Origin of the sequence: Streptomyces drozdowiczii (assembly GCF_026167665.1) — a bacterium.
GTDB classification, from domain to species: Bacteria; Actinomycetota; Actinomycetes; order Streptomycetales; family Streptomycetaceae; genus Streptomyces; species Streptomyces drozdowiczii_A.
The window spans coordinates 3,653,311-3,666,980 of the sequence record NZ_CP098740.1 but is presented as its reverse complement, the minus strand read 5'-3'; the positions used below and the strand labels follow the sequence as shown (position 1 = coordinate 3,666,980).

At 72.0% G+C, this 13,670-nt stretch carries 12 protein-coding genes and 2 pseudogenes; 8 read left to right on the top strand and 6 right to left on the bottom strand.

Going from position 1 to position 13,670, the window contains the following annotated elements:
* Nucleotides 1-66: 66 nt before the first annotated feature.
* From NEH16_RS16655 to NEH16_RS16645, 3 genes and pseudogenes are all read left to right on the top strand, one after another.
* Nucleotides 67-651 (top strand): TetR/AcrR family transcriptional regulator, encoded by a 585-nt coding sequence (locus NEH16_RS16655; RefSeq protein ID WP_265543269.1) that lies wholly within the window; start codon nt 67-69, stop codon nt 649-651.
* 140 nt (nt 652-791) lie between these two features.
* Nucleotides 792-1,550 carry an SDR family NAD(P)-dependent oxidoreductase gene (locus NEH16_RS16650; RefSeq protein ID WP_265543266.1) on the top strand — a complete coding sequence of 253 codons (759 nt, stop codon included), beginning with the start codon at nt 792-794 and terminating at the stop codon, nt 1,548-1,550.
* Nucleotides 1,551-1,668: 118 nt separating this feature from the next.
* Nucleotides 1,669-2,581 (top strand): annotated as a pseudogene (locus NEH16_RS16645) (glycosyltransferase family 2 protein).
* Nucleotides 2,582-2,641: 60 nt separating this feature from the next.
* Here NEH16_RS16645 and NEH16_RS16640 read toward each other — a convergent pair.
* Complete coding sequence (locus tag NEH16_RS16640; RefSeq protein WP_265543264.1) at nt 2,642-3,676, bottom strand: glycoside hydrolase family 11 protein; 1,035 nt, start codon at nt 3,674-3,676, stop codon at nt 2,642-2,644.
* A gap of 332 nt (nt 3,677-4,008) precedes the next feature.
* On the opposite strand from NEH16_RS16640, the gene NEH16_RS16635 reads away from it, so the two are divergent.
* The 3 genes from NEH16_RS16635 to NEH16_RS16625 all read left to right on the top strand — a co-directional run bounded on the left by NEH16_RS16635 (nt 4,009) and on the right by NEH16_RS16625 (nt 7,397).
* The gene (locus NEH16_RS16635; protein WP_265547218.1) at nt 4,009-5,583 is read left to right on the top strand and encodes a hypothetical protein; all 1,575 of its coding nucleotides are present in this window, start codon (nt 4,009-4,011) and stop codon (nt 5,581-5,583) included.
* Nucleotides 5,584-5,751: 168 nt separating this feature from the next.
* Nucleotides 5,752-7,062, top strand: a complete 1,311-nt coding sequence (locus NEH16_RS16630) for an ammonium transporter (protein WP_276598409.1) — start codon at nt 5,752-5,754, stop codon at nt 7,060-7,062.
* Nucleotides 7,059-7,397, top strand: coding sequence for a P-II family nitrogen regulator (locus NEH16_RS16625; protein ID WP_265543261.1), 339 nt, complete (start codon nt 7,059-7,061; stop codon nt 7,395-7,397). Before NEH16_RS16630 ends, NEH16_RS16625 begins: the two co-directional genes overlap by 4 nt.
* A gap of 4 nt (nt 7,398-7,401) precedes the next feature.
* Here NEH16_RS16625 and NEH16_RS16620 read toward each other — a convergent pair whose 3' ends face one another.
* The 4 genes and pseudogenes from NEH16_RS16620 to NEH16_RS16605 form a co-directional block, all read right to left on the bottom strand.
* The gene (locus tag NEH16_RS16620) at nt 7,402-8,046 is read right to left on the bottom strand and encodes a response regulator (RefSeq protein ID WP_265543259.1); all 645 of its coding nucleotides are present in this window, start codon (nt 8,044-8,046) and stop codon (nt 7,402-7,404) included.
* Nucleotides 8,043-9,232: pseudogene (locus tag NEH16_RS16615) on the bottom strand (sensor histidine kinase). The gene NEH16_RS16620 and the pseudogene NEH16_RS16615 overlap by 4 nt, the downstream one beginning before the upstream one ends.
* 5 nt (nt 9,233-9,237) lie before the next feature.
* On the bottom strand, nt 9,238-11,427 hold the full coding sequence (locus NEH16_RS16610) for an MMPL family transporter (protein ID WP_265543257.1): 2,190 nt from the start codon (nt 11,425-11,427) through the stop codon (nt 9,238-9,240).
* Nucleotides 11,428-11,521: 94 nt separating this feature from the next.
* On the bottom strand, nt 11,522-12,103 hold the full coding sequence (locus tag NEH16_RS16605; protein WP_265543255.1) for a TetR family transcriptional regulator: 582 nt from the start codon (nt 12,101-12,103) through the stop codon (nt 11,522-11,524).
* Nucleotides 12,104-12,224: 121 nt separating this feature from the next.
* On the opposite strand from NEH16_RS16605, the gene NEH16_RS16600 reads away from it, so the two are divergent.
* A complete protein-coding gene (locus NEH16_RS16600) occupies nt 12,225-12,614 on the top strand; it encodes a VOC family protein (RefSeq protein WP_265543252.1) in 390 nt (129 codons plus the stop codon).
* 32 nt (nt 12,615-12,646) lie between these two features.
* Entirely contained in the window at nt 12,647-13,063 is a 417-nt protein-coding gene (locus NEH16_RS16595) for a DUF4267 domain-containing protein (protein WP_265543250.1), read from the top strand.
* Nucleotides 13,064-13,070: 7 nt separating this feature from the next.
* On the opposite strand, the gene NEH16_RS16590 is transcribed toward NEH16_RS16595, so the two are convergent.
* Nucleotides 13,071-13,655, bottom strand: coding sequence for a GNAT family N-acetyltransferase (locus NEH16_RS16590; RefSeq protein WP_265543248.1), 585 nt, complete (start codon nt 13,653-13,655; stop codon nt 13,071-13,073).
* Between the last annotated feature and the right edge of the window lie 15 nt (nt 13,656-13,670).

Sequence of the window (13,670 nt, the reverse complement as noted above, 5' to 3'; positions counted from 1 at the left end):
CTCGGCCGACGGTCACCCGAACGAGGTAATTGACCGATCGTTCCAATATCGCCTACGATCTTGGATGTGGCCAGGACCAAGGAATTCGATCCGGAGGCCGCGCTTCAGGCGGCCCTTGAGCTGTTCTGGCAGCGCGGCTACGAAGCGACGTCGATGGCCGACCTCGTCGAGCACCTCGGCATCGGTCGGGCCAGCATCTATGCCACCTTCGGCAACAAGCACGAGCTGTTCCTGAAGGCCATGGACCGTTACGCGGAGGGGCGCGATCCGCTCCTTCTCGCCGAACTGTCCCAGCCGGGGCCCGCCCTGCCCGCGGTCCGGGCCGTGGTGCGCCGCATGGCCCAGGAGGCCACATCGCTGGAGGCGCGGCTGCACGGATGCCTCATCACCAACACCGCCGCCGAGCTGGCACCGCACGACCCGGCAGCGGCCCGCCGGGTCGAGATCAGCTGGGAGCACCTCGAAACCCCCCTGCACTCCGCGCTCGTACGGGCCCAGGCCCAGGGCGAGTTGCCGGAGGACCGCGACCCGCGCGCACTGGCCCGCATGCTGCTCGTCCTTCTCCAGGGCATACGGGTCGTCGGCAAGGCGTCCAGCGATCCCGCCCGCGTACGGGACGCCGCCGAGCAGGCCCTGTCACTGCTGGACTGAATCCTGCCGCCCGAACGGCCCGCCGCCCCCGGCGCGGGCCGAGCCGAGCCGAGCCGAGCCGGCACCGCTCTCGCATGGCCAAATAATGGAACGATCGATCCATTAAATCACTCGCGCTGTTCTCCAGAGGAGCTGTGGAAATGAACCTCTTCATCGGCAGGTCCGTCCTCGTCACGGGCGCCGGGACCGGCCTCGGCCGTGCCACCGCGCTCGCCTTCGCCGCCGAAGGCGCGTCGGTGGTGGTCGCGGGACGGACCCGGGCATCCCTCGACGAGACCGTGCGGCTCATCGAGGCGAGCGGGGGCACGGCCGCCCCGGTCGTCGCCGACGTCACCGAATCGGAGCAGCTCCGCCGCCTGGTCGAAGAGAGCGTGGACCGCTTCGGAGGGCTTCACATCGCGGTCAACAACGCCGGAATACTGCGGGGTTCCGGTCCGGCGGCGGACGTGAGCGAAGAGGACTGGGACGCGGTGCTGCGGACCAATGTCACCGGGGTCTGGCTGGCGATGAAGCACGAGATCGCCCACATGCGTGCCCATGGGGGCGGCGTCATCGTCAACATCGCCTCCAATCTCGGGGCGCACCTGCGGATACCGAATGCCGCCGCCTACATCACGTCGAAGGCCGCCGTCTCCGCGCTGAGCCGCGCCGCGGCGCTCGACCACATCCACGAGGGCGTCCGCATCAACGCCGTCAGCCCGGGAGCCTCCGACGCGCCGATGTCCCTCCGCCCGGGCGAGACGGAGGCCGACCGGGCGGAGCGGGTGAAGTCGCAGAACCCGCTCGGCAGGCTCGCGGGGGCCGAGGAGGTGGCGGCCGCGGTGCTGTATCTCGCCTCGCCCGCCGCTGGAGCGGTCGTCGGCACGGACCTGGTCGTCGACAGCGGGGCGGCGGCGTGAAGGGGTCGCCACAGGGGGTGCGGCCGACGGCAGGGCGGCGCTCCGGACGCCCGGGGCGGCGGCGCGCCCGCGGACAGGGCCTAGCATCGTGGCCCACCGATCACTGGAGTAAGCCGCCATGACCTTGTCGCCGCGTATCGGGGTTGTCATCGTGACCATGGGGACCCGGCCCCGGGAGTTGGAGGCGCTGCTCGCGTCCGTGGCGAAGCAGGATGTGCCGGCCGCCCGCGTGGTGCTGGTGGGCAACGCGACCCCGCTGGACGACGTATCGACCGATGTCCTCGGCGCGGCCGCCGCACCCGGAGCGACCGAGGTGACCAAGGTGCCGCTCACGGAGAACCTGGGGTGCCCCGGCGGGCGGAACGTGGGCCTTCGGATGCTCTGCGAGGCGGACGAGGTCGACGTCGTGGTCGAGTTGGACGACGACGGGCTGCTCATCGCGACGGACGTGTTCCGCGAGGTGCGGCGGCGGTTCGCGGAGGATCCGCGGCTGGGGATCATCGGCTTCCGGGTCGCCGACGAGCACGGGCGGACCGAGCGGCGCTGGGTGCCCCGGCTGCGGGCGGGCGATCCGATGCACGGGGGGCCGGTGACCGCGTTCCTGGGCGGCGGGCACGCCTTCTCGGTACCGATGCTCCGGCGGATCGGGCTGTGGCCGGGGAGTTCTTCTTCGGGCACGAGGAGTCGGACCTGGCGTGGCGGGCGCTGGACGGGGGGTGGGCCATCCATTACGTGCCGACGCTCGTCCTCCAGCATCCTCGGACGTCGCCGGCCCGGCACGCCGTCTACTACCGGTTCACCGCGCGGAACCGGGTGTGGCTCGCGCGCAGGCGGCTCCCGGCGCCGCTGATCCCGGTCTACCTCGGGGTGTGGATCACGCTGGCCATGCTGCGGATGCGCTCGCTGACCGGGTTGAAGGCGTGGTGGGGCGGGTTCGCGGAGGGGTGAGGACGCCGGCCGGGGAGCGGGCGCCGATGAGCTGGCGGACGGTGTGGCGGATGACCCGGCTGGGAAGGCCGCCGGTGCTGTGAGACAGGTGGACGGCGGAAGCGCTCCGGGGCGGCCGCCGCCACCCCGGAGCACCCGTTGGGTCACGCCTTGCAGGAGACCGTCGGCCAGGTCCAGCTGCCGTTGGACTGGATGGTGACGCCGAAGTTGTTGCCGCTGCCGTTGGGCTTGGCGGTCAGCACCTGGGCGCTGGGGTAACTGGCGCTGATGTTCCAGGTGGAGAGGATCTTCTCCGGGGAGGGGACGTTCATGGTCACGGTCCAGTTGCCGGCGCCGGAGACCGCCACGTTGAGGTTGTAGCGGTCGCCCCACTTCTCGCCCGCGGAGAGGGTCGCTGTGCAGCCGTTGTTGCCGCCGCCTCCGTTTCCGCCGCCCCCATTGTCACCGCCGGAGCCGCCGGAGCCGCCGCCGGACGTGCTGCCCAGCGTGATGCTGGAGCTGCCGCTGCTCTGGTAGCCCTCGGTGGCCATGATCATGTAGTTGAAGCTGCCGAGGTTCATCCCGTGCTGGGCCCAGGCGTCGAAGTGGTTGCCGGTGGTGATGGTGCCCCCGGTCCGCTTGGACTGGCGGACGCTCCAGTACTGCTTGAAGGTCTTGGTGCCCTCGATCGAGGGGGCGTTGGTCCGGGTCGTCTCGTAGATGTCGTACGTGCCGCCGTCGCTGGTGACCGTGCCCTTGAAGGTCCCGGTGGGCCGGTACGTGCCCCAGTTGTCGACGATGTAGTACTCGACCAGCGGGTTCTGCGACCAGCCGTAGAGGGCCAAGTAGGCGTTGCCGGACGGGTTGAAGGAGCCGGAGTACGTCACGGTGCGGCGGCCGCCCGTGCTCCAGCCCTTGCCGGCGACGAAGTTGCCGGTGTTGCTCCAGGACGTTCCGTAACTGCCGCCGGAGCCGAGGTTCATGGAGACGGTGCCGGGGCTGTCGGTCCAGAAGGAGTAGTAGTAGCCGTTGTTCGTCCCGGTCTGGTTCGAGGTGACGGTCGTGTCGGCGGTGGCCGTGCCGGGCAGGGCGATCGCCGCGACGACCGCGATCACCAGGGCGAAGGCGCTGCGGATGAACAGCCGTAGGCCGTTCGGGGGTCTGGTGCGGCTCGTCGGATGTGCGGGGCTTGCGTACATGGGGATGTCCTCCTCGTCCCGTGAGCAGGTGGGCGTCGGCGGGGGCCTGCCGACGGCGCTCAGTGTTGGACCGCCCCCTGGGGGTGTCAATAGTTTCGGCATGAGTTGCGAAAGCTTCGATTGCCTTACTTAGAAAGGGAGTTGAGGTTCTTCGCAGCTCAACGGCCGGTGCCTCACCAGTAACCCGGGCTCGATTCGAGCGGAAGCAGGTGATCCCGTCGAAGCGAATGGCCGTCATTTCGAAAGTTTCGGGTCGGCGTGGCCGTCGATCAGCCTCTAGGGTTTGGCAGGTGGTGGTCGGTGAAGAAGTACGGGCGGGCGCAAGCGAGTCGGTGTGCGAGCCGTGGTGGCGGGTCCACCGTGTCCCGCTGGTCTCCGTCGCGGCGGTCCTGCCGCTGTACGCCGTGTGGGCGGCCGTCCTGGCCACCGGCGGGGGCGACCTCGCCGCGCAGCTCGCCTGGTCCGGGTTCACCGCGCGCCACCCGGGATCGGCGTACAACCTGTCCTGGTACGGGGGGACGCACACCGCGAACTACAGCGTCTTCTCCTCGTACGTCATGGCCCTGGTCGGCGTCCGCACGGTCTCCGTTCTCTCCGGGCTCGCCGCCACCTGGCTGCTGGCCCGGCTCTTCGTCCGTAAGGGGATGCGCAGCCCGCTCCCGCCCGCGCTGCTCGGCGCGTTCGCGCTGTGGTGCAACGTCGCGTCGGGGCGTACGACCTTCGCGCTCGGCGTGGCCGTCGGGCTCGTCGCCTGCCGGTACGCGGACCGGGCCGCGGCGGCCGTCGTCGCGGGGGCGCTGGCCACCATGGCGAGCCCGGTGGCCGGGCTCTTCCTGGTCGTCGTGGGCGCGGCCCACCTGCTCGACCGGCGGTGGCGCACGGGCGCCGTCCTGACGGTCCCGTTCTTCGTGGTCGTCGGCGCGACGACGTGGCTGTTCCCGTTCCGGGGCGAGCAGCCCATCCACGCGGACCGGGTGTGGATGCCGGTCCTCGTCTGCGCGGTGCTCGCGGCGGCGGCGCCCCGGACGCGGGAGTGGCGGCTGACGCGGTACGGCGCCGTGGTGTACGCGGTCGGCGTGGTGCTGACGTTCCTCGTCGCGTCCCCCATCGGCACGAACGTCGAGCGGCTGCTCGGCCTGGTCGCCGTGCCCGTGCTGTGCGCGGCGGCCCTCGACACGCTCCGGGCCGGGGCCCGGGTGCGTACGGGGTTCCTGGCCGCCGTCCTCCTGCTCTCCGGGCTCTGGCTCGTCGACAAGACCGTGGACGACCTGCGCGTGTCCACCCCCGTGCCGGCCTGGGCGTCCCGCACCGAGGGCGTCGTCGCCGCGCTCGACCAGCTGGGGGCCGACCGGGTCCGCGTCGAGGTCGTCCCCGCGCGCAACCACCGCGAGGCCACCGTCCTCGCCCCGCATGTGAACATGGCCCGGGGCTGGAACCGCCAGCTGGACGTCGAGCGCGGGCGCCTCTTCTACGAGGGGCAGCTCACCCCGGACCGCTACCGCGCCTGGCTCGACCGCTGGGCCGTGGGCCTCGTCGTCCTGCACCACGGGCGCCCTGACGGACCCGCCGAGGCCGAAGCGGCCCTGGTCAGGGGCGGGTTGCCGTGGCTGGAGCAGGTGTGGGAGGACGACGGCTGGACGGTCTACCGGGTCCGGGAGGCCGCCCCGCTCGCGACCCCGCCCGCCACGGTCACCGGCGGCGGCGACGCGGAGCTGGTCCTGCGCATGGAGCGGGCCGGCTCGGCGACCGTACGGGTCGCGCATTCACCCTGGCTCCGGGTGCGCGGGCCGGGCGGGGCCTGTCTGCGGCAGGACGGCGAGTGGACGCGACTGACCGTGCGGAGGCCGGGGACGTACCGGCTGGACTCGGCGTACGGGCTCGCCCGCTTCACGGGGCACGGCTGCTGAGGCCGGGGCGGCCTCCACCCACCCCGCGCCCCGGGGGCGCCCCGTGAGATCCCGGCAACACCCGGGCAATGAAATACGGCGGAAACACACGGGGTCCCTCGTCGAAACGCGAGCCGGTCACGCTCGCAGTCGCTCCCACCGCTCCCCGCCCCGAGGAGGGACTCCCCCGTGACCCCCGTGACCGTGGCCGCGCCCGGCCTGGACACCGGCGACACCGCCTGGCTGCTCGCCGCCACCGCCCTCGTTCTGCTGATGACGCCCGGACTCGCGCTGTTCTACGGCGGCATGGTCCGCACGAAGAGCGTCCTCAACATGCTGATGATGAGCTTCGTCTCGATCGCGCTGGTCACGGTGGTCTGGCTGCTCGCGGGCTATTCGCTGGCCTTCGGGGACGACGCGTTCGGCGGGCTGGTGGGGAATCTGGACCATCTGGGCCTCGCGGACATCGGGCCGGACGCGCTGACCGGCGGGGTGCCGACCCTGCTGTTCACCACCTTCCAGCTCACCTTCGCGATCATCACGGCGGCGCTGATCAGCGGTGCGGTGGCGGACCGTACGAAGTTCGCCGCGTGGCTCGTCTTCGTACCGGTGTGGACGCTGCTCGTATACGTGCCCGTCGCGCACTGGGTCTGGGGGCCCGGCGGGTGGATCAAGGACGCGCTGGGGGCGCTGGACTTCGCGGGCGGGCTCGTGGTGGAGATCGCGTCCGGTGCCTCGGGGCTGGCGCTGGCGCTCGTGGTGGGGCCGCGCATCGGATTCCGGAAGGACGCGATGCGCCCGCACAACCTGCCGATGGTGATACTCGGCGCGGGTCTGCTCTGGTTCGGCTGGCTCGGCTTCAACGGCGGTTCCGCGCTCGCCGCGAACGGGCTGGCCGCCGCCTCGATGCTCAACACGCTCGTCGCGGGCTGCACGGGGCTGCTGGGCTGGCTCTTCGTGGAGCAGCAGCGCGACGGACACCCCACCACCTTCGGCGCGGCCTCGGGCGCGGTCGCCGGGCTGGTCGCGATCACCCCGGCCTGCGGCACGGTCGGCGTCGTGGGCGGCGCGGCGGTCGGGCTCGCGGCGGGTGTCGTCTGCTCGTACGCGGTCGCGTGGAAGTTCCGCTTCGGCTACGACGACGCGCTCGACGTCGTCGGGGTGCACTTCGTCGGGGGCGTCGTCGGCACCCTGCTCATCGGCCTGTTCGCGACCACCGCGATGACCGGCGGCGCGGAGGGCCTGCTGTACGGGGGCGGGGCGGGCCAGCTCCTGAAGCAGACGGTGGCCGTGGTCGCGGTGGCGGCGTACACCTTCCTCGTGACATACGGGATCGGCAAGGCGATCGACCGGCTGATGGGCCTGCGAGCCTCCGCCGAGGAGGAGGTCACGGGCCTCGACCAGACGCTGCACGCGGAGAGCGCCTACGATCACGGCGCGCTGGGTCACGCGGCCCCGCAGTCGGCGTCGCTCCCCAGGGACAGGAAGACCGCACCGTGAAGCTCATCACCGCCGTCATACGCCCGCACCGCCTCGACGAGGTCAAAACAGCGCTCCGGGAGGTCGGCGTCCAGGGCCTGACCGTCACCGAGGCCGGCGGTTACGGCCGCCAGCACGGGCACATCGAGGTGTACCGGGGCGCCGAATACCGCGTCGACCTGGTGCCCAAGATCCGCATCGAGGCGATCGTGGACGACGCGGACGAGGAGGCGGCCCTCGACGCGGTCGTCCGGGCCGCCCGCACGAACCGGATCGGTGACGGCAAGGTGTGGGTCCAGCACGTCGAGACGGTGATCCGGGTCCGCACGGGCGAGCGGGGTCCGGACGCGCTCTGAGGCGTCAACGGCGTTTCAGCAGGCCCGTGTCCAGGGCTACCACCACCGCGTGGGTGCGGTCGTTGACGTCGAGTTTGGCGAAGATGCGCAGGAGGTGGGTCTTCACCGTGGCCTCCCCGATGAACAGGCGGCGGCCGATCTCCGCGTTCGACAGGCCGTCCGCGACCGCTTCCAGGACGTCCGACTCGCGGGCGGTCAGGGCGACCGGAGCGGGCCGCCGCATCTTCGCCACCAGGCGCTGGGCGACGCGCGGGGCGAGGACCGTCTCGCCGCGTGAGGCCGCGTGGATGGCGTCCACCAGCTGTTCGCGGGTGGCGTCCTTGAGCAGATAGCCGGTGGCGCCCGCCTCCACGCCGCGTTCGATGTCCGCGTCCGTGTCGTACGTGGTGAGGATCAGCACCCGGGTCGGGGCGGGGCCCGCGACGATCTCCGTGGTGGCGCCGACGCCGTCGAGGACGGGCATGCGCAGGTCGAGCAGGGCGACGTCCGGGCGGAGGCGTCCGACCAGGTCGACCGCCTCGCGGCCGTTGCTCGCCTCGCCGACGATGTCGAGCGTCGGCTCGGAGCCGAGCAGGGCGACCAGCCCCGCACGCATCACGGTGTGGTCGTCGGCCAGGATGATCCGCAGGGGTGCGGGGGTGGGCGTCATGGCACCTGGGGCCTCTCGTGGAGCGGGATGGTGGCGAGCACGCGGGTGCCGTCGCCGAGCGAGCTGGTGACGGTGAGCCCGCCGCCGAACTCCGCGAGGCGGCGTCGCATGCCGTCCAGGCCGAAGCCCCGGGAGTCCGCCACGACGAAGCCGCAGCCGTCGTCGGTGATCTCCAGCTCGACGCCGCCGGGGTGTGCGGTGAGGACGACGCCCACGGTGGTGGCGGCGGCGTGTTTACGTATGTTGGCCAGGGACTCCTGGGTGCAGCGGAGCAGGGCGACCCGGGTCGGCTGGTCGCAGTCGATGTCCGCCAGCTCGGCGGTGACCGTGAGGCCGGTGTCCTCGGTGAAGCGGTCCAGGGTGCGGCGGAGCGTCGCGGCGACGGAGCCCGCGGCGACCCCGCTGCTGGGGGCGGACCCGACCAGGACCCGGGCCTCGGCCAGGTTCTCCCGGGCCGTCTGCTCGATGGACTGCAACTGCTGGGCGCTGCGCGCCGGGTCCGCGGCGAGCTGGGACCTGGCCGCCTCGGCGAGGACGATGATCGACGCGAAGCCCTGGGCGAGGGTGTCGTGGATCTCCCGGGCGAGGCGTTCGCGCTCCTCGGCCGCGCCCTGGCGCCGCTGGCTCTCGGCCAGTTCGAGCTGGGTGCTCTGCAACTCGGCGCGCAGCGCCGCCCGTTCGTCGCGCTGGGCCAGGGCCCTGGGGGTGAGCACGGCCATCAGGACGGCGACCGCCCAGACGCCCAGCGAGGAGTAGGTGTTGTGGAGGAAGACCTCCGGCTGTCCGCCCTCCCTGAGGCTCCCGCCGACCGTGATCCCCAAGGCCCGAGCCCCGTGAAGAGGACGGCGCCCCGGGGGCTGTCCACGAAGACGATGAACTGCGCGAGCATCACGGTGTAGAGGGCGCCGAACCCGTCGCCCAGGTAGGCGAGGAGCCCGAGCCCCGCGGTGAGCACCGACAGATAGCCGTACGGGCCGGGCACCCGGCTCTCGGGGCGCAGCCGCACCCGCGCGTAGCAGGCGGCGATGGCGACCGTCACGGCGAGGATGCCGAGCTTCCGGTCCCCGGGCGACCCGCCCGCCATCGTGATCAGGGTGATCAGGGCGACGAGGCCCCAGGACAGGGCCTCCCAGCCGTGGAGCACCCAGATCCAGAGCGGGTCGCCGCGTTGGGGCCGTTGAAGCATGTCCGTCAGCCTACGGGGAGGGGTTCGGCGGCGACTGTGGCTTGGCGCTTCCGGGGCCAGGCGCGTTCGCCGAGGAGCAGCAGGAGCGACGGCAGGATCATCATCCGGATCACCACGGCGTCCAGCAGGACCGCGACCGCGAGGCAGAAGCCCATCTGCTTCATCTCCGTGAGGTGCAGGAAGACGAAGGCCGCGAAGATCGTGACCATGACGAGGGCGGCGCTCGTGACGACCTTCGCCGAGCGGGCGATGCCTTCGAGGACGGCCTCCCGGGCCGTCATGCCGTGGTCCATGGCCTCCTTGATCCGGCTGACGACGAAGACCTGGTAGTCCATCGAGAGGCCGAAGAGCAGCACGAAGAGGAAGAGCGGGACGCGGGAGGCGATGGCGCCGAGCGAGTCGAAGTCCAGCAGTCCTTCGGCCCAGGTGCCCTGGAAGACGAGGACGAGCGCGCCGAGCGCGGCGGCTGCCGAGAGCAGGTTGAGGACGACGCCGATCAGGCCGATGGCCGCCGAGCGGAAGGCGACCGCGGTCGTGACGAAGGTGAACAGCAGCAGGAAGCCGATCACCAGCGGCAGTTTGCCGCGTTCGTGGTGCACGTAGTCCTGTCCGCGTGCCACGTCACCGCTGACCGCCGTGTCGGCGCCGGCCAGCTTGCCGACGGTGGCGGGGATGTAGCGGTCGCGCAGGTGGTCCAGGGACGCGATGGCCTCGTCGGAGGGCGCGGGGTGCGGGACGGCGAGTTCGAGCACGGTGACCCGGCCGTCGGCGGAGGTGCGCAGGACGGGCTTCCCGGTGCGGGCGAAGAGCGGGTCGGCCTGGGCGCGCCGCCCGAGCTCGGTCAGCGCCGCCCTGGCCTCGGGCGCCCGGTCGGGGCTCGTACGGGTCACCACCTCGTGTTTCACGAGGAGTTCGGGGTAGGCCGCAGTCAGCCGGTCGTACACCTGCATGGCCGGGATCGAGCGGGAGAAGGTGTCCTTGCCGGGGTCGACGAGCTTGAGGCCCAGGGCGGGCGCGGCGATGGCGAGCATGACCAGGACCGAGGCGCACAGGGTGGCCACGGGGTGGCGCTGCGCGGGGCGCAGGAGGGCGGTGAAGATCCGGCCGTTCTCGGGCTTCGGGCGCTTGGTGGTGACCGGGGCACCGCGCTTCGCCCGGCGGGCGGCCTTCCGGGCGGCGCGGCGTTCGGCGCGGTGGCCCAGCTTGACCAGCAGGGCGGGGAGCACGGTGAGCGAGCTGAGCACGGCCACGGCGACGACCAGGATCGTGCCGGTGGCCAGCGAGGAGAAGATGACGTCCGTGGCGAGGTAGAGGGTCGCGGTGCAGACGATCACCGCGAGCCCGGAGACCACCACGGCCCGGCCGGCGGTCGCCGCCGCCAGCTCCACCAGGGCCTCGGGGCCGAGGCGGCCGCCCGCGCGGGCCCGTTCCTCGCGTTCGCGCTTGAGGTAGAAGAGGGTGTAGTCGACGCCGACCGCGAGGCCCATGAGCAGGATCATGTTGGTGCCGACGCCCGGGTCGGGCAGCAGGTGCGAGGCCAGCATGGACAGGCCCATCGTCGCGGCGATGGAGGAGAGCGCCAGCAGCAGCGGCACCCCGGCCATGACGACCGAGCCGAAGACGGCCAGCAGGATGACGAGCGTGACCGGCAGGGAGAGCCGTTCGGAGAGCGCGAGGTCGTCGCCGCGCTGGTCGTTGACGCCCTTGCTGATGGCCGGAGAGCCGGTCTCCTCGACGACGAGTTCGGGGTGGGCGTCGGCCACCTCGGCGGTCTCCGCGAGGAGCGGGACGACGTTCTTCTTGCCGTCCAGCTCGGCGCCCTGCATGACGACGCTGACCCGCAGGGCGGTGCCGTCCGCGGAGGGGACCGGCGCCTCCACCGCGCGTACCTCGTCCAGGGCCCGCATGCGGGCGGTGAGTTGGCGGGCGGCCTCGTTCGCGCGGGCGGTGTCCAGGGGGCCGGAGGCGGAGCGGATCAGGATGTGTTCGGTGGGGCGGCGCTGGAGGCCGGCGTCGGTGGCCATCGACTCGGCGTGACCGGCCTCGCCGACCCAGAAGTCCTTGGTGGTGGCGGCGTTGGAGCCCGCCGCGATGCCGGCTCCGAGGCAGAGCAGGACGAAGAGGAACCATCCGGTGATCGCGCGCCAGGGGTGCCGGGCGCTCCACCGGGCCATGTGTACGGGTCGAAGTCTCATGCCCTCCATGCTGTTTGGGAGGGGGGTGCGCCCGGCAGCCTCGACCGGTGGAACCGGGGGTCCACCGGTCGGTGGACCCCGGCCCGGACAGGCCCTAGGGCTCGGGCGCGGTGAGGTAGCGCTGGACGGTGGCCCCGAGCCAGTCCACGATCTCGTCCCGGTCGAGCGCCACGCTCGCCGGGAAGCGCAGTACGTAACGCGTCAGCGCGAGTCCCAGCACCGCCGAGGCGCACAACGCTGCCCGTGTCGCGGCCTGTTCGGGGCCGTGGCCGAGGCGGCCGGCCAGCGGGATGAGCTGGTCGCGCAGCACGGTCTGCATGCGCTCGGCGGCGGCCGGATCGGTGGAGCCGACTCGCAGCAGCGCGGTCAGTTCGCCGTTCTCCTCCCAGAGGGTGAGGAAGTGGCGCACCAGCGTGCGGCCGATCTCGTCGTGCGGTTCGAGGGGCAGGCCGGGCAGTCCGGGGTCGATGGCGACGGCCGCCGCGAACAGGCCCGCCTTGTTGCCGTAGTAGCGCATCACCATCGACGGGTCGATGTTCGCGTCCCCCGCGATGGCCCGGATGGTCGCCTTCTGATAGCCGTCGGCCGCGAACCGCGCGCGGGCCGCGGCGAGGATCGCGGCGCGGGTGGCGTCGGAACGCCGCGCGCCCTGCTGGTTCTCCGTGGTGCCGGTCATGCCAACGAGCGTAGGCCAACAACCGTTGACATACCAGAAGCGGGGTCCTACGTTAGCCAACACGCGTTGGCCAACAACTGTTGGCAAAGCGGCGCGACCGCACCCCTGAGAGGGGACCACCATGTCCGTGGAGCTCAACCACACCATCGTTCCGGCCCGTGATCCGGAGGTCTCGGCGCACTTCCTGGCCGGCGTCCTCGGCCTGGACGTCGATCCCCCGCTGGCGCACTTCACCCCGGTCAGGCTGTCGAACCGGGTGACCCTGGACTACGACCGGGCAGAGCGATTCGAGCCGCACCACTACGCGTTCATGGTCGGCGAGCGGGAATTCGACGCCGCGTTCGCCCGTATCCGGGACGGCGGGATCACCCACTACGCCGACCCCGCATGCCGGGAGGCCGGGCGGATCTACGAGAGCAGGCAGGTCCCGGGCCGCCGGGGCACCTACTTCCGCGACCCCGACGGGCACCTGATGGAGATCCTCACGCCGGGCGACACCGAGCGCCGATGACCACCGCCGCACCCGAACGACGGAGAAGCGCCATGTCACTGAAGAACGTCAACACCGCCTTGATCACCGTCTGCACGCTGTTCGTCCTCTACCTCGGGCTGACCTTCGTCCTGGCCCCCGAGGCGTCCACGCACGGGGTCGGCCTGCCCACCTGGCCCTCCGGAAACGGGGACGGGTTCCTGATCATGAAGGGCACCCGGGAGCTGGCCATGGGTCTGGTCATCGGCGTCCTGCTGATCACGGGCCACCGCCGCGCCCTGGGACTGGTCCTGCTGATGGAGGCGGTCGCCCCGTTCGGCGACATGATCAATGTGCTGGCCCACGGCGGACCGCTCTCCGCCGCGTTCGGCATCCATGGACTGACCAGCGCGTTCATCGCGGCCACCGGGGTACTGGTGCTTCGCGAGACAAGCCCGGCGCGCACCGCCCCGGTCCCGCACCCCGCCTGACTGGCCGTCAGAGCCGTTCCGCCAGGCGCGCCTTCGCCTCCGGCCACTCGTCCGCGAGCAGCGAGAAGTACACCGTGTCGCGCCAACTCCCGTCCGGGCGGCGGCGGTGGCGGCGCAGGACGCCCTCGTGGCGGGCGCCGAGGCGGGCTATCGCCTTCTGGGAGCGCTCGTTGAGGTGGTCGGTCTTCAGCTGGACGCGGCCCATGCCCAGGTCCTCGAAGGCGTGGGTGAGCAGGAGCAGCTTGGTCTCCGTGTTGACGGCGGTCCGCCAGTACGCGCGGCCGTACCAGGTCGAGCCGATCTCCAGGCGCTCGTGCTCCACGTCGATGTCGAGGAAGGACGTCCAGCCGATGGCCCGCCCGGTGGCCCGGTGGACGACGGCGAACGGGACGTACGAGGCGTTGGCGAGCATGGCGGCGAGCGCGGCCTCCATGTCCTGGCGGGTGCGGGGCACCGGGCCGCCGAGCCAGCGCCAGACCTCGTCGTCGTCCCCGCCGGCGGCGAAGAGGTCGTCCAGGTGGGCGGTGGCGAGCGGTTCGACGCGGACATGGCGGCCGGTCAGGGTCACGGGGAGGGGGCGCGTGGCGGTCATGCCCTCAGCCTACCC